This is a genomic window from Caballeronia sp. LjRoot31 (assembly GCF_964253885.1).
In the GTDB taxonomy this organism is placed as follows: Bacteria; Pseudomonadota; Gammaproteobacteria; order Burkholderiales; family Burkholderiaceae; genus Caballeronia.
The window spans coordinates 1,553,874-1,569,244 of the sequence record NZ_CAXURX020000001.1 but is presented as its reverse complement, the minus strand read 5'-3'; the positions used below and the strand labels follow the sequence as shown (position 1 = coordinate 1,569,244).

Sequence of the window (15,371 nt, the reverse complement as noted above, 5' to 3'; positions counted from 1 at the left end):
TCCTTCTTTAGCCGATTAGCCGATTGACTGGGCAACAGGACCGAGCAACAGGAGTGCGATCGGCAATACAGGCAACAATGCGTCGATCCGGTCAAGGACGCCACCGTGCCCGGGCAGCAATCCGCTCGAATCCTTGACGCCCGCCTGGCGTTTCAGCAGAGACTCGAACAGGTCGCCAATTACGCTGAATACGGTCAGCACCGTCAACGAGAGGAGCGCCCCGGCCCAGCCGAGATGCGCCACCAGCGCCGAAAAAAGTGTCGGCGCAAAAACCAGCGTGGCCGCGCCCGCCGAACCTACGATCATCACCGCCAGCCAGCCACCCAACGCGCCTTCGCGGGTTTTGCCGGGGCTGATGGACGGTGCAAGTTTATGCCGGCCGAACGCTTTTCCGGCGAAGTATGCGCCAATGTCGGCCAGCCATACGACTAGGAGAAGCGATAGCACGAACGCCACCCCGACCGTACGGGCCGTAACCAGCGCGTGCCAGCAGGCCACGAACGTCACAATGCCGGCGAACAGCAGGAACACGCGCCACGCGCCGTCGGCAAGAGCGGGCTTGCGCGCAAGCGCGAACGGGCCGGCCAGCACCCAGAATATGGCCGCCATCTGATACAGCGGTTTGTAACCCAGCCCGAGTCGCGTACTGGCGATCAGCGCCATGCCGGCAATCACCGCGTACACCACCGGCGACCCGCCGGTCAGCTTGAGCAGCCGCCCCCATTCCCAGGCAGCGAAGATGACCACAACCGCGATCAATGCCGCGAAAACGCCCACCGGCGCGAACAACGTGATTGGCAGAAGCACTGCCAGCAGGACGATTGCCGTGATGACACGGGTCTTTAGCATGAAAGGGTGTCGGCCTTCTGCGATTGCGGTTCGAGTTGCGCACTGGTCCGCCCGAACCGCCGTTCGCGCTCAGCATACGATTCGATCGCGCGAGCCAGTGCTTCGGCGTCGAAATCGGGCCAGTAGGTATCGGTGAAATAGAGTTCTGTGTACGCCATCTGCCACAGCAGGAAATTGCTGATGCGCTGCTCCCCGCCCGTCCGGATGAACAGGTCCGGCTCCGGCGCATAGGCCATGGCCAGGTGCTGCTCGAACGCCGCTTCGTCGACCGGAACAACGCGGCCTTCCAGAACCGACTGCTCCGCCAGCTTTTTCGCCGCCTGCATGACGTCCCAGCGGCCGCCGTAATTTGCCGCGATGGTCAGTGTCAGGCGCGTATTGCGCGCCGTCTTGGTTTCGGCGCGCTGGATCAGCGCACGGATGCGCTCGTCGAACATGGAGGTGTCGCCGACCACGCGCAAACGGATGCCGTTCGCGTGCAGCTTGCCGACTTCCCGCTCCAGCGCCGTCACGAACAGGCGCATGAGGAACGAGACTTCGTCAGTCGGACGACGCCAGTTTTCGGAACTGAAAGCGAACAGCGTCACGAATTCGACGCCCTGGCGCGCACAGCTTTCGACCGTTGCCCGCACGGCGTCAACGCCGCGCGTGTGGCCGGCCACGCGCGGCAGGCGCCGCTGCGTCGCCCAACGGCCGTTGCCGTCCATGATGATCGCGATATGACGCGGGACAGCCGCGACATCGGGTACGCGAACGGTAGAGCTGGTATAGGTCATGGCCGCTGAATCTAAGTATCGACAGAGTGACGCGCCGGCACGACGCAAGAGACCGGAAACGGCCTCAAACCGTCATGATTTCGGCTTCTTTCGACACAACCAGCTTGTCGATTTCCGCGACGTTTTTATCGGTGAGCTTCTGGACGTCATCGCTTGCACGACGTTCGTCGTCCTCGGAGATTTCCTTGTCCTTCACGAGTTTCTTGAGTTGCTCGTTGGCGTCGCGACGCAGATTGCGCACGGCAATCTTGGCGTTTTCGCCTTCGCTTTTTACAACCTTCACGAGCTCGCGGCGGCGTTCTTCGGTCAGCGCGGGCATTGGGACGCGGATCTGATCGCCCTGGTTGGAGGGGTTCAGGCCCAGATCCGAATCACGAATCGCCTTTTCCACCACCGGCACCATCTTCTTTTCCCACGCCTGCACGCCAATTGTCCGGGCGTCGATCAGCGTCATGTTCGCTACTTGCGAAATGGGTACGCTCGAGCCGTAGTAATCCACCTGGATATGGTCCAGCAAGCCCGTGTGGGCGCGGCCCGTACGGATCTTTGCGAGATCGTTCTTGAACGCTTCGATCGATTTTTGCATCTTCTGATCGACGCTCTTCCTAATGTCAGCCAAACTCATGTGAGCCTCCGTACTTTTATTGCATGCAGTGCTGGCGGTGGCGGCGCGGTTCCTTGGGAGCGCGCCCGCCCTCACCTTTTGTCACCGCGAGAGTTTACACGTGGACGAGCGTACCTTCGTCGTCGCCTTGAACGATGCGCTTGAGCGCGCCCGGCTTATTGATCGCAAACACGCGAATAGGCAGCTTCTGGTCGCGGCACAGCGCAAACGCCGTCGCGTCCATGACCTGCAGATTCTTGCCGATCGCTTCGTCGAAACTGATCGTGCTGTAGCGGGTGGCGGTCGGGTCTTTCTTGGGATCGGCGGAATATACGCCGTCCACTTTCGTCGCTTTCAACACGACTTCCGCGCCAATCTCCGAACCGCGCAGTGCAGCGGCCGTATCGGTGGTGAAAAACGGGTTGCCCGTACCCGCCGCGAAAATGACCACTTTGCCTTCTTCGAGCTGGCGAATGGCGCGCGGGCGGATGTATGGCTCGACCACCTGGTCCATGCGCAGCGCGGATTGCACGCGCGCCTCGATACCGGCGTGGCGCATGGCGTCCTGCAACGCGAGCGCGTTCATCATGGTCGCGAGCATGCCCATGTAGTCGGCCGTTGCACGGTCCATGCCGGCCGCACCGCCCGCCACGCCGCGAAAAATATTACCGCCGCCGATAACAACCGCGAGTTGCGTACCCATGCGCACCACTTCCGCAACGTCTGCCACCATCCTTTCGATTGTCGCGCGATTGATGCCAAAGGCATCGTCGCCCATTAGTGCTTCGCCGGAGAGTTTGAGGAGTACGCGTTTGTAGGCTGTGGGCATATGAGGGTTCCGATCGCGCCGAGAGGGAGTGCAACAACGTAGAACTGTAGGGGTGAAACGATATTTCCGGCAAGCATCCCATATTGGACAAGCCGCGGCGGCGCAACGGATTCACCCGGGGGTTAACCTGAATCAACCCCGGTTTGCCCGTCCAGCGCGGTCTTGACCGCCATGAGGGCGCGAGACGGACGTTCCGCGTTGGGGAACGCCCGTCTCACATTTAGCTGCATTTAGCTGCTTTTCACTGCATTTTTGACTCGGAGGCCAGTGCGTCTGCGTCGAGCGGCCCGGTTGAACGGGCCGGCTGATGCTGCGCCGACTGCTACGCGCGACTGCTGTATCTAGCCAGCTGCGCAGTCCTGACCGCCGTTTGACGCTTTAGCCTTGCTTGGCGGCGGCAACTTGTGCGGCCACTTCGGCAGCGAAGTCATCCGACCGCTTTTCGATGCCTTCGCCGACCACGAACAGCGCAAACTTCTGCACCGACGCGCCTGCCGCCTTCAACATCTGTTCGATCGTCTGCTTGTCGTTCTTAACGAACGTCTGGTTCAGCAACGAAACTTCCTTCAGGTACTTCTGGACGCTGCCGTCGACCATCTTGGCGACGATCTCAGCCGGCTTGCCCGATTCCGCGGCCTTTTGCTCGGCGATGCTGCGTTCCTTCGCGATCAGTTCCGCCGGAACGTCGTCCGACGACAGCGAGACCGGCTTCATGGCAGCGATGTGCATGGCAACGTCCTTGCCGACCTGCTCGTCCGCGCCCGTGAACTCGACCAGCACGCCGATGCGCGTGCCGTGGAGATACGAAGCCAGCTTGTTGGCGGATTCAAAACGCACGAAACGGCGAATCGACACGTTTTCACCGATCTTGCCGACCAGCGCGAGACGCACGGCGTCGACCGTCGAGCTTTCCAGCGGCAGCGCGCCGAGGGCGGCGACATCGGCCGGGTTGCTCTTCGCCACGATCTCGGCGACGGTTTTGCCGAATGCCAGGAAGTCGTCGTTCTTGCCGACGAAGTCGGTTTCGCAATTCAGTTCGACGAGCGAGCCCACGCCGCCGTCGATGTGCGCCGTGATGATGCCTTCAGCCGTCACCCGCGACGCAGCCTTGCTCGCCTTGTTGCCCAGCTTCACGCGCAGCAGCTCTTCAGCGCGCTCCATGTCGCCTTCGGCTTCCGTCAGCGCCTTCTTGCATTCCATCATGGGCGCGTCGGTCTTTGCGCGCAGTTCTGCCACCATGCTTGCGGTAATTGCCGCCATCATTTGCTCCTTGAGTCTGTGCCGTGCTTTCACACGTTCGCACTATTGACACGCGCCGCCGGCGAGAAATGCCCGCGGCCAGAATGGGGGTGCTGCCTGATACTTCGATAACTTCGATACTTAACAGATACTTCACGACTGTTTCGCGCTCTGCTGCCCACGAATAGTGCCGTTGTTACTTTACGTTGCAGTAGCTGCCGGTTAAAAAAAGGGGGCCTTTCGCAAAGCCCCCTTTTTTGCCGAAACCATCATGTCGGCGTCTTCTGCAGAGACTTACGCTTCTGCGTTGACTTCCACGAACTCGTCGCCTTCGCCGCTGCGAACTGCCTGAACCACTTCGTTCACCGCGCTCGAACGGCCTTCCAGGATCGCGTCGGCCACGCCCTTCGTGTACAACATGACTGCCTTGCTGGCGTCGTCGTTACCCGGGATCACGTAGTCGATGCCTTCCGGCGAGTGGTTCGTATCAACCACGGCAATAACCGGAATGCCCAGCTTCTTGGCTTCAGTCACGGCAATCTTGTGGTAACCAACGTCAACCACGAAAATTGCGTCCGGAATGCCGCCCATGTCCTTCACGCCGCCAATCGACTTGATCAGCTTGGCCATTTCACGTTCAAACAGGAGCGCTTCCTTCTTGCTCATGCGTTCCGTTTCACCGGCTTCCAGCGCTGCTTCCATGTCCTTCAGGCGCTTGATCGATACTTTCAGCGTCTTGAAGTTGGTCAGCATGCCGCCGAGCCAGCGTGCGTTCACGAAAGGCATACCAGCGCGTTGCGCTTCTTCCGCCACCGTGTCACGCGATTGGCGCTTCGTGCCAACGAACAAAATCGTGCCGCGATTCGCTGCCAGCTGACGCACGTACTTCAGCGCGTCGTTGTACATCGGCAGCGTTTTTTCGAGGTTGATAATGTGAATCTTGTTGCGATGACCGAAAATGAACGGAGCCATTTTCGGGTTCCAGAAGCGAGTTTGGTGACCGAAGTGGACACCGGCTTCCAGCATTTCACGCATTGTTACTGCCATGAGAGTTCTCCGCGAGGGTTAGGTCTTAAGCCGGCTGCCGCATCGGGCGCCCCGTGTTTCTTAACTTTTCGGGGCGCCGGACACCCTGGGTGCGCCGGCTTGCGATTCAAGTCCACTCTTCCCCGCACCTTCTCTCCATGTGCTTTTCAGAAAACATAATTTTCAGAAAAAACGCATTGAGAAGACGATTACAAAGTAGATGCAGACTTAGCCAGCGAGTATATCACGCTCAAATGGCACGACTCAAGATGCCCGTTCATCCGGATGCGGGCCCGGGCGCCGTTGCTTGCTGTCCCGCCAAGCGCCGCGGACGGGACAGCAAGCAACAAAACGTCGGCAAAACAATCGCAGAATTCATGTGCCGGCTGCTCTAAAACCGCCGCGCCGGCCCGCCCCGGGTGCGGCGAGCCCTCTAAGGTGCGATAATGACCGATTGGCGCCCGCCGCCGCTTACACGCATTCTCGATACAAGTCATGTCCATTACGCTGAAAACCGACCACGATATCGCGCAAATGCGCGTCGCCTGCCGACTTGCCAGCGAAGTGCTCGACTTCATCACGCCTCATATTGTCGCTGGCGTGACGACGGGCGAACTCGATCGGCTTTGCCACGAGTACATGCTGAAAGAACAAGGCACGGTGCCCGCGCCGCTGAATTACCAGCCGCCCGGCTATCCGCCGTACCCGAAAGCAACCTGTATCTCGGTCAACGACGTGATTTGCCACGGCATTCCCGGCGACAAGGCGCTGAAAAACGGCGACGCGCTGAATATTGACATCACCGTGATCAAGGAAGGCTATTTCGGCGATACCAGCCGGATGTTCCTGGTCGGCGAAGGATCGATTCTGGCGAAACGCCTGGTGCAAACCACGTTCGACTGCATGTGGCTCGGAATCGACCAGATCAAGCCGGGCGCGCATCTCGGCGATATCGGGCACGCCATCCAGAAATATGCCGAAGCGCAAGGCTACAGCGTGGTGCGCGAGTACTGCGGCCACGGCGTGGGCCAGGTTTTTCACGAAGATCCGCAAGTGCTGCACTACGGCCGGCCCGGCACGGGCATCGAATTGCAGGCGGGCATGATCTTTACGGTCGAACCCATGATCAATGCCGGCCGCCGCGATATCCGCACCATGCCCGACCAGTGGACTGTCAAGACGCGCGACCGCAGCTTGTCCGCGCAATGGGAGCATACGGTGCTGGTTACGCCGACAGGCTATGAAGTGCTGACCGTGTCGGCGGGCACGCAAGCGCCTTCGGAATTGATCGCCGCAGCGGCTTGAAGCGGCTTGACCGAGAACCCGGCGCATGTGGTTCTACCGTTGACCGGCCGGGTTTTTTGACGCTGCAGGTTGTGGCCGAGTCGTGCACGTATCGTGTTTCGGCCTATATCAACCGGGGCGAATCTCGCTATTTGGGTTGTGCTCGGCCCGTCAGGCGCTTTTCGCGCCATGAATTGTTGTCGTTGAGTCGCGCCGGATCTTGAGTTGTGCCCGATCAAGCCAGAGTTATTTCGCCCGGTTTAAAGACGGCTTAAGCTTGCTGTATAGCGTGGCATAGGAAGCTTACGGCATCTCGCCTTGGTCCGCGTCCAACAACTCGGGCTCGTGGTCAAGACTGGTCAGACAGCACCTGCGTTGCCACGCCGCATCCAGCCCATGTCCGGGGTGCGCACTGACCGCATCGCGCGTGACCTGATTTAAAACCGGCGAACCGCCTGTTCGCCACGATCAATTTTCATCCACAGACTTGACGACCCGCCTGCCCATGAGCGTACCTGCCGACGCCCCGCCCCAAGCCGATTCGTTGAAAGCCTCGTACAAGACGGCCAAGGCCGCCCTGCTCGAGCGCTTCCAAAGCGCAACCAACGTCGATGGCCTGATGCATGCTCTCGCACGCGCCACCGACGAAGCGCTCCAAGGCGCCTGGGAAGCCTGCGCGATGCCGAAATCAGCGGCGCTGATTGCGGTCGGCGGTTACGGGCGCGGCGAACTTGCGCCCTATTCGGACGTCGATATCCTCGTCCTCCTGCCCGATGACGAAACGCCCGACCACACCGCTTCACTGGCCGCGCGTATCGAGCGGCTGATTGGCATGGCGTGGGATCTTGGCCTGGAGATCGGCAGCAGCGTGCGGTCGGTGACGCAGTGCATAGATGAAGCAAGCAACGACATCACCATCCAGACCTCGCTGCTGGAAGCGCGCCGCATCGTAGGCAACGAAACGCTGTTCGAGACATTCGAGGGGCGATATCGGCAGACGCTCGATCCGCGTGCGTTCTTCCAGGCGAAAGTCCTGGAGATGCGCCAGCGGCACGCCAAGTATCAGGACACGCCGTACAGCCTCGAGCCGAATATCAAGGAAAGCCCGGGCGGATTGCGTGACCTGCAGCTTATTTTATGGATCTCGCGCGCGGCCGGTTTCGGCAGCAGCTGGCGTGAACTGGATTCGCGCGGGCTGATTACCGAGCGCGAAGCCAGCGAACTGCGCCGCAACGAAGGTTTTCTGAAGACCCTGCGCGCGCGGCTGCATGTGATTGCCCGGCGGCGCCAGGACATTCTCGTCTTCGACTTGCAGACGGCGCTGGCCGAAAGCCTCGGCTACAAAGCGACATCGTCCAAGCGCGCGAGCGAACAGCTCATGCGCCGCTATTACTGGGCCGCTAAAGCCGTCACGCAGCTTGCCACCATCCTGATCCAGAACGTGGAAGCGCAACTGTTTCCATCGACGAGCGGTATTACCCGCGTGCTCAACGAGCGTTTCGTCGAGAAGCAGGGCATGCTGGAAATTGCCAGCGACGACGTTTTCGAACGCGAACCCAACGCCATTCTCGAAGCGTTCCTGCTGTACGAACAAACGCGCGGCGTGAAGGGTTTATCCGCCCGAACGCTGCGGGCAATCTATAACGCACGTGACCTGATGGGCCGCGACTGGCGGCGTGACCCCGAGAACCGGCGCCTGTTCATGGAGATCCTGAAGCAGCCTGAAGGCATCACGCACGCGCTGCGGCTGATGAACCAGACGAGCGTGCTGGGACGTTATCTGCTCAACTTCCGGCGCATTGTCGGCCAGATGCAGCATGACCTGTATCACGTCTATACCGTCGATCAGCACATCCTGATGGTGTTGCGCAACATCCGGCGCTTCGCGATGGCCGAACACGCGCATGAATACCCGTTCTGCAGCCAGCTGATGGGTAATTTCGAGCGCTCGTGGGTGCTGTACATCGCGGCACTTTTTCACGATATCGCCAAGGGCCGCGGCGGCGATCACTCCGTGCTCGGCATGGCGGATGCACGGCGTTTTTGCCGTGAACACGATGTTGGCGCGGACGACAGCGACCTGGTCGTTTGGCTCGTGGAACAGCATCTGACCATGAGCCAGGTCGCGCAAAAGCAGGACACGAGCGATCCGGAAGTCATCAAGCAATTTGCATCGATGGTCAAGACCGAGCGCCGGTTGACCGCGCTGTATCTGCTGACCGTCGCCGATATCCGCGGCACCAGCCCCAAGGTCTGGAACGCATGGAAAGGCAAGCTGCTCGAGGATTTGTACCGCGCCACGCGCGCCGTGCTCGGCGGCGCCGAACTGCACGCGCACTCGGAACTCAAGTCGCGCCAGGAAGACGCGCTCGCGTTGCTGCGCCTTGAAACCGTGCCCGAAAACGCGGAAAAAGTGTTGTGGGACAAGCTTGATGTCGGCTATTTCCTGCGCCACGACGCCGCCGATATCGCCTGGCAAACCCGCGTGCTTTATAAACACGTGGAGAGCGAAAAGCCGATCGTACGGGCGCGGCCTTCGCCGATTGGCGCCGCGCTTCAAGTGTTGGTGTATGTGCAGGACCGGCCCGATTTGTTCGCCGGGATCTGCGCGTATTTCGACAAAAACGGCCTGTCCGTGCTCGATGCGCGCGTCACAACGACCCGACACGGCTACGCGCTCGACAATTTTCTGGTCGCGCATCCCGACCATGACGGGCATTATCGCGACATTGCGAATCTCGTCGAACAGCAGTTGAGTACGCTGCTGACCGCCGAGGGCATTTTGCCGGAACCGTCGAAGGGACGTGTTTCGCGGCTTGTGCGCACTTTTCCGATCACGCCGCGCGTGGATTTACGTCCCGACGAACGTGGTCAGTATTACATCCTGTCGGTATCGGCTAACGACCGGCAGGGCCTCCTTTATTCGATCGCGCGGGTTCTGGCCCAGCACCGGATCGGCGTCCACGCGGCGCGGATCAATACGCTCGGCGAACGCGTAGAAGACGTGTTCCTGCTCGACGGCAAAACCCTATCCGACAACCGGACGCAGATCCAGGTCGAAACCGAACTGCTGCGCGCGATCGCAGCCTGAGAATATATGCGCGTCAAACTGACAGCGAAACACCCGCGCCCGGCATCGCCGGCACGTTCCCCCGTTCGTACCGGCAGCGCTGCCGGACGAAAAAAGCCCGCACGCGCTGAAATCGCGAGCGGCGATCGGCCAGTGCGTAGTGATAAACCGGCTGGCGGTGCACGACCGTCGGGGGCGGGTGAGCGGAAACCTTTCAAGGCGCGAAGTGATGACTCGCGGGGCGCGGGTGATCGCGGGGCGCGGCCATCGTTTGGTGATCGTGGCGCTCCGCGTGGTGATCGGCCTTCCGGTGATGGTGAACGTCGTCCGTTTACGCCACGTGGCGATGCGCCGCGTGGTCCGAGTAGTGATCGTGGTCCGCGGCCTTCGTTTGGTGATCGTGGGGCTCCGCGTGGTGACCGCCCTTCCGGCGATGGCGAACGTCGCCCGTACGCGCCGCGTGGCGATGCGCCGCGTGGTCCGAGTGGTGATCGCGGCCCGCGCCCTTCCTTTGGTGATCGCGGCGCTCCGCGTGGTGATCGACCTTCCGGTGATGGTGAACGTCGGCCGTACACGCCGCGTGGTGATGCTCCGCGTGGTCCGAGTGGTGATCGCGGCCCGCGTCCTTCGTTTGGCGATCGTGGCGCTCCGCGTGGTGATCGACCTTCTGGTGATGGCGAACGTCGTCCGTTCACGCCGCGTGGTGATGCTCCCCGTGGTCCGAGTAGTGATCGCGGGCCCCGGCCTTCGTTTGGCGATCGTGGCGCTCCGCGCGGTGATCGGCCTTCTGGTGATGGCGAACGTCGTCCGTTCACGCCGCGTGGCGATGCTCCGCGTGGTCCGAGTAGCGACCGCGGGCCCCGGCCTTCGTTTGGCGATCGTGGCGCTCCGCGCGGTGACCGCCCTTCCGGCGATGCTGAACGTCGTCCGTTCACACCTCGCGGCGATGCTCCGCGTGGCCCAAGCAGCGATCGCGGTCCGCGCCCGTCGTTTGGCGACCGTGGCGCTCCGCGCGGTGACCGCCCTTCCGGCGATGGCGAACGTCGCCCATACGCGCCGCGTGGTGATGCTCCACGCGGTCCAAGCAGCGATCGCGGCCCCCGTCCGTCCTTCGGCGACCGCGGTGCCCCACGTGGCGACCGCCCCTCAAGCGACAACGAACGCCGTCCGTTCAAACCCCGCGATGATTCGCGCGGCCCAGGCAGCGACCGCACGCCCCGCCCATCGTTTAATGACCGCGGTGACCGCAGCGCTCCGCGCGAGCGCAACCATTCGCACGATGGCAGCCCGCGCCCAGCCCCTACCGACCGCCAACGGCCCTCAGGCGACAGCCCTTACGTAGCACGCGACACATCCGGACGCTTCGGCGATGAGCACAAACCCGCCGCGCGCAAACCGGTATCGAAACCGTCAAAACCGCGTGACGTCGACGCTCCGCCCTCGCCCGCCCGCATCGCACGCGAAAACGAAGAAGGGCTCGTGCGCTTGTCGAAGGTGATGTCGGAACTCGGCCTGTGCTCGCGCCGCGAAGCCGATGAATGGATCGAAAAAGGCTGGGTTCTGGTCGACGGCGAGGTCATCGATACGCTCGGCACCAAGATTCGTCCCGACCAGAACGTTGAAATCGCACCCGCCGCGCACGCGGCCCAGATGCAGCAGGTCACCATTCTGATCCACAAGCCGGTTGGCTACGTGTCGGGTCAGGCGGAAGACGGCTATCAGCCGGCTGTCACACTGGTCAATCCGTCCAACCATTGGGCCGACGACCAGTCCGGCATCCGCTTCACGCCGCTGCATCTGCGCACGCTTGCGCCGGCAGGCCGTCTGGATATCGATTCGACCGGGCTGCTGGTCCTGACCCAGGATGGCCGCGTGGCGAAACAACTGATCGGCGGTCATTCCGACGTCGATAAGGAATATCTCGTGCGCGTGAAATTCGGCGAGCACGAAGTCGATATCGAACCGCACTTCCCGCCCGAAAGCCTGGCGCTGCTGCGCCACGGACTCTCGCTCGACGACGTGCCGCTCAAAACAGCGCAGGTCAGTTGGCAAAATGGTGAACAGTTGCGCTTTGTGTTGCGCGAAGGCAAAAAGCGCCAGATTCGCCGGATGTGCGAGCTGGTTGGGCTGGAAGTGGTTGGCCTGAAGCGGATCCGGATGGGTCACGTGACGCTCGGCGCCTTGCCGCCGGGCCAGTGGCGTTATCTGGGCGCGGACGAAGCGTTCTAAAACAGCTTCGCTGCCTTCTCCGCGCGCTTCAAAACGTCGCGGAAAAACGACGAAATTGTTACCAATCGATGCGAACGGCACCTGCCGATCGCATCGATTTTTTTTGGCCGATTTTTTGGCTAAAGAAAATATGACACATGACCGTTAGTCAGGTACACGCGCAATTTACCGCTTCAAGTCGCGTGTGCTTGGGCGAATGCTGCGAAGTGCTACTGGAGAATTGCCATGTCCGTTGAGATCATTGTTCGCGAAACCAAAACTGGCCTCGAAATCATCAGCGGCCGACGTCGACTCGACGCGCTGCTCGCCGTGCACGACGAAGTTGTCGTGATGAGCCCGGGCGTGGGTGAAGTGGTCATCGCGCGGTTGCCGGACGGACGCTTGCAGGCATCGGCGAATCCGGAGCACATTGCATTGTTCCGCCAGCCGGCCATGGCGTCGGGACCGAAGAAAAGCTTCGCCTGAGGATGAGGCCGCCGGGCTCCGGCGGTTCTTGCTTCCTTGATGCATGAATGATCCAGCTAAACGAAACGGCCTGATCCTGTACGGCACGGCTGAGCACGTCGCCAATTCATGCACCGCAACGAAAGCCGCATTTGGCCAAACCACCCCGCCAAACAAAAGGGCCGCGATTCTTCGCGGCCCTTATTCTTTCAGCGGCTGACCAGCCGGTCAAACCAGCCGTTCGCCCGTCGATCGATCAATCGTCGCTTTTCGGATCGAGTCCTGGAAACAGGATCTCGGTGAAGCCGAACTTCGAGAAATCCGTGACGCGCATGGGATACAGCTTGCCGATCAGGTGATCGCATTCGTGCTGCACGACGCGCGCGTGAAAGCCTTCGGCCAGCCGTTCGATAGGCGAGCCGTACTGATCGAACCCCTGATAGCGGATCATGGAATACCGCTGCACGGCGCCGCGCAGGCCCGGCACCGACAAACACCCTTCCCAGCCTTCCTCCATGTCGTGCGAGACCGGCGTAATGATCGGGTTGATCAGCACCGTTTCCGGCACCGGCTCGGCCTCCGGATAACGCTCGTTGTGCGCGAAACCGAAGATCACGACCTGCAAATCCACGCCGATCTGCGGCGCGGCAAGCCCGGCGCCGTTTGCGTGGCGCATGGTGTCGAACATGTCTTCAACCAGAGCGTGCAGCTCGGGGGTATCGAAGTGATCGACCGGCTCGGCGATACGCAACAAACGCGGATCGCCCATTTTGAGGATTTCGCGAATCATGGTGTTTCTCCCTCCAAAAGCTTGCGCATACCCTCTTCGTCGAGTACCGGGACGCCGAGTTCCTCAGCCTTCACAAGCTTGCTGCCGGCCTCCGCCCCCGCCACCACGTAATCCGTTTTCTTCGATACCGATCCCGCCACTTTCGCGCCCGCCGCCTCCAGCATCTCCTTCGCGTCTTCGCGCGACAGAGTAGGCAGCGTGCCGGTGAGCACGACCGTCTTGCCGGCGAGTATGCCCTGCGGCGCCTTCGGCGCGGGCGGGCCTTCGGGCCAGGTCACCTTGCCCGGCGCGCGCAATTGCTCGATCACCATCTGGTTATGCGGTTCGCTGAAAAAATTGTGCAGCGACTCGGCCACGACCGGGCCGACATCGTTCACTTCAAGCAATTCCTCGACGCTTGCCGCCATGATCGGATCGAGCGAGCCGAAATGCTTGGCGAGGTCTTTCGCCGTCGACTCGCCGACGTGACGAATACCCAGCGCGTACAGAAAACGCGGCAAGGTGGTCTGCTTCGCCTTTTCGAGGGAATCGTACAGATTCTGGGCGGATTTATCGGCGAAACGGTCCAGCGCGACGAGCGTTGCCACACCGAGATTGAACAGGTCCGCGGGCGTGCGCACGATGTTCTCATCGACCAGTTGGTCGATGATCTTCTCACCCAGCCCGTCGATATCCAGCGCACGCCGTTGCGCGAAATGCCACAACGCCTGCTTGCGTTGCGCGGGACAGATCAGGCCGCCCGTGCAGCGAGCAATGGCTTCGTCAGGAAGCCTTTCTATCTTCGATCCGCAGACCGGGCACTCGGTCGGCATCACAAACTCGCGGGCATCGTCTGGACGCCGGTCGAGGATCGCGCCAACCACTTCGGGGATGACATCACCGGCACGCCGCACGATCACGGTGTCTCCGATACGGATGTCCTTGCGCCGAACCTCGTCTTCGTTATGCAGCGTCGCATTCGTCACCGTCGCGCCGCCGACAAACACGGGCGTAAGACGCGCGACCGGCGTAATGGCGCCCGTACGGCCTACTTGTACGTCGATAGCCAGCAACTGCGTGAGCGCTTCCTGCGCGGGAAACTTGTGTGCAAGCGCAAAGCGGGGTGCGCGCGAAACGAAACCCAGCTTGTCCTGCTCGTCGCGCTGGTTGACCTTGTAGACCACGCCGTCGATGTCGTACGGCAAACCATCGCGTTGCTCTCCCGTCTTACGGAAGAACTCGAGCAGGCCTTCAGCGCCTTGCACCACGCCACGCTCCGCGTTGACCGGCAGGCCCATTTCCTTGTACCAGTCGAGCAGCGCCGAGTGCGACACAGGCATCTCCGCACCTTCCAGCACGCCAATGCCATAAGCGAAAAACGACAACTGGCGCTGCGCGGTCATCTTGGGATCGAGTTGCCGCAAACCGCCAGCCGCCGCATTACGCGGATTCGCAAACTCACGTTGTTCAGCCTCGCGCTGCCGCGCGTTGATCTTCTCGAAATCGCGCTTGAACATGAGCACTTCGCCGCGCACATCAAGCCGCTTCGGAATGTTCTTGCCCTTGAGTTTCAGCGGGATCGAACGGATAGTGCGGACGTTTTCGGTGACCTCTTCTCCCGTCGCACCGTCGCCGCGCGTGGCCGCCTGAACGAAGATGCCGTCGTCATAACGCAGGGAAATGGCCAGGCCGTCGAATTTCAGTTCGCACGCGTATTCAACGGGCGTGTGACCCAGCGTGTCGGCGACGCGTTTATCAAACGCGATAATGTCTTCATCGGCGAAACCGTTGTTCAACGAGAGCATGGGCACGTCGTGCGTGACCGGCTGGAAACCCGTTGCGACCTGACCGCCGACGCGTTGCGTTGGGGAGTCCGGTGTGATCAATTCGGGCTGATCGGTCTCGATCTGCTGCAGTTCCTTGAACAGGACGTCGTATTCGGCGTCGGGCAGATCCGGCTGATCGAGCACGTAATACGCGTAGTTGGCGCGCTCGAGTTCCGTGCGCAGCCAGACGGCGCGCTCAGCCGGCCGCTCGGCGCTGGCGATGGGCGCGCCGTGCGCAGCGGAAGTGGCGGAAACAGCGGAGTCCGCTTTGGAATCAGCCTTGGAAGCGGCTTTCGGTTTGGCAGACATGCGGCGAGACAGGCTAGAGAGTTAGAGGAAACCGGCCTGTTGATTGTCTCAGAGATCGGCTGATCGTGGCATCGACCGTACAGTCGATGCCTGACGAAAATCGCTAACTGTCCAACG

At 61.3% G+C, this 15,371-nt stretch carries 12 protein-coding genes; 4 read left to right on the top strand and 8 right to left on the bottom strand.

From position 1 onward, the window contains the following. Positions 1-15 precede the first annotated feature (15 nt). From ACSQ8V_RS06905 to rpsB, 6 genes are all read right to left on the bottom strand, one after another. Positions 16-849: a phosphatidate cytidylyltransferase gene (locus ACSQ8V_RS06905; RefSeq protein ID WP_436181276.1), complete on the bottom strand. Its 834-nt coding sequence runs from the start codon at positions 847-849 to the stop codon at positions 16-18. Beyond that, positions 843-1,625, bottom strand: a complete 783-nt coding sequence (uppS, locus tag ACSQ8V_RS06900) for a polyprenyl diphosphate synthase (protein ID WP_213763101.1) — start codon at positions 1,623-1,625, stop codon at positions 843-845. Before uppS ends, ACSQ8V_RS06905 begins: the two co-directional genes overlap by 7 nt. A 64-nt stretch (positions 1,626-1,689) precedes the next feature. Beyond that, on the bottom strand, positions 1,690-2,250 hold the full coding sequence (frr, locus tag ACSQ8V_RS06895) for a ribosome recycling factor (protein WP_213763102.1): 561 nt from the start codon (positions 2,248-2,250) through the stop codon (positions 1,690-1,692). A 94-nt stretch (positions 2,251-2,344) separates the two neighbouring features. Beyond that, positions 2,345-3,058 (bottom strand): UMP kinase, encoded by a 714-nt coding sequence (gene pyrH / locus ACSQ8V_RS06890; RefSeq protein WP_158936770.1) that lies wholly within the window; start codon positions 3,056-3,058, stop codon positions 2,345-2,347. A gap of 378 nt (positions 3,059-3,436) precedes the next feature. Then, positions 3,437-4,318 (bottom strand): translation elongation factor Ts, encoded by an 882-nt coding sequence (gene tsf, locus ACSQ8V_RS06885; RefSeq protein WP_213763103.1) that lies wholly within the window; start codon positions 4,316-4,318, stop codon positions 3,437-3,439. 273 nt (positions 4,319-4,591) lie between these two features. Further along, positions 4,592-5,344: a 30S ribosomal protein S2 gene (rpsB, locus tag ACSQ8V_RS06880; RefSeq protein ID WP_213763105.1), complete on the bottom strand. Its 753-nt coding sequence runs from the start codon at positions 5,342-5,344 to the stop codon at positions 4,592-4,594. Between the two features lie 474 nt (positions 5,345-5,818). Here rpsB and map point away from each other — a divergent pair, with 474 nt between their 5' ends. The 4 genes from map to ACSQ8V_RS06860 all read left to right on the top strand — a co-directional run bounded on the left by map (position 5,819) and on the right by ACSQ8V_RS06860 (position 12,371). Next, entirely contained in the window at positions 5,819-6,628 is an 810-nt protein-coding gene (gene map / locus ACSQ8V_RS06875) for a type I methionyl aminopeptidase (protein WP_213763106.1), read from the top strand. Positions 6,629-7,112: 484 nt separating this feature from the next. Then, complete coding sequence (locus tag ACSQ8V_RS06870; protein ID WP_436181274.1) at positions 7,113-9,698, top strand: [protein-PII] uridylyltransferase; 2,586 nt, start codon at positions 7,113-7,115, stop codon at positions 9,696-9,698. Between the two features lie 6 nt (positions 9,699-9,704). Beyond that, entirely contained in the window at positions 9,705-11,906 is a 2,202-nt protein-coding gene (locus tag ACSQ8V_RS06865) for a pseudouridine synthase (RefSeq protein WP_436205276.1), read from the top strand. A 225-nt stretch (positions 11,907-12,131) separates the two neighbouring features. Continuing rightward, a complete protein-coding gene (locus ACSQ8V_RS06860) occupies positions 12,132-12,371 on the top strand; it encodes a hypothetical protein (protein ID WP_213763111.1) in 240 nt (79 codons plus the stop codon). Positions 12,372-12,606: 235 nt separating this feature from the next. Here the strand turns inward: ACSQ8V_RS06860 and def are convergent, their stop codons facing one another. Both def and ligA read right to left on the bottom strand, forming a co-directional pair. Continuing rightward, entirely contained in the window at positions 12,607-13,140 is a 534-nt protein-coding gene (gene def, locus ACSQ8V_RS06855) for a peptide deformylase (RefSeq protein WP_213763113.1), read from the bottom strand. Continuing rightward, entirely contained in the window at positions 13,137-15,254 is a 2,118-nt protein-coding gene (gene ligA / locus ACSQ8V_RS06850; RefSeq protein ID WP_436205275.1) for an NAD-dependent DNA ligase LigA, read from the bottom strand. The genes def and ligA overlap by 4 nt, the downstream gene beginning before the upstream one ends. Positions 15,255-15,371 lie beyond the last annotated feature (117 nt).

Excerpts from the sequence above, each read along its gene's own strand:
- map (WP_213763106.1), top strand. The coding sequence starts at position 5,819 with ATGTCCATTACGCTGAAAACCGACCACGATATCGCGCAAATGCGCGTC.
- ligA (WP_436205275.1), bottom strand. The coding sequence starts at position 15,254 with ATGTCTGCCAAACCGAAAGCCGCTTCCAAGGCTGATTCCAAAGCGGAC.
- uppS (WP_213763101.1), bottom strand. The coding sequence starts at position 1,625 with ATGACCTATACCAGCTCTACCGTTCGCGTACCCGATGTCGCGGCTGTC.
- ACSQ8V_RS06905 (WP_436181276.1), bottom strand. The coding sequence starts at position 849 with ATGCTAAAGACCCGTGTCATCACGGCAATCGTCCTGCTGGCAGTGCTT.
- pyrH (WP_158936770.1), bottom strand. The coding sequence starts at position 3,058 with ATGCCCACAGCCTACAAACGCGTACTCCTCAAACTCTCCGGCGAAGCA.
- ACSQ8V_RS06870 (WP_436181274.1), top strand. The coding sequence starts at position 7,113 with ATGAGCGTACCTGCCGACGCCCCGCCCCAAGCCGATTCGTTGAAAGCC.
- ACSQ8V_RS06865 (WP_436205276.1), top strand. The coding sequence starts at position 9,705 with ATGCGCGTCAAACTGACAGCGAAACACCCGCGCCCGGCATCGCCGGCA.
- frr (WP_213763102.1), bottom strand. The coding sequence starts at position 2,250 with ATGAGTTTGGCTGACATTAGGAAGAGCGTCGATCAGAAGATGCAAAAA.
- ACSQ8V_RS06860 (WP_213763111.1), top strand. The coding sequence starts at position 12,132 with ATGTCCGTTGAGATCATTGTTCGCGAAACCAAAACTGGCCTCGAAATC.
- def (WP_213763113.1), bottom strand. The coding sequence starts at position 13,140 with ATGATTCGCGAAATCCTCAAAATGGGCGATCCGCGTTTGTTGCGTATC.
- tsf (WP_213763103.1), bottom strand. The coding sequence starts at position 4,318 with ATGGCGGCAATTACCGCAAGCATGGTGGCAGAACTGCGCGCAAAGACC.
- rpsB (WP_213763105.1), bottom strand. The coding sequence starts at position 5,344 with ATGGCAGTAACAATGCGTGAAATGCTGGAAGCCGGTGTCCACTTCGGT.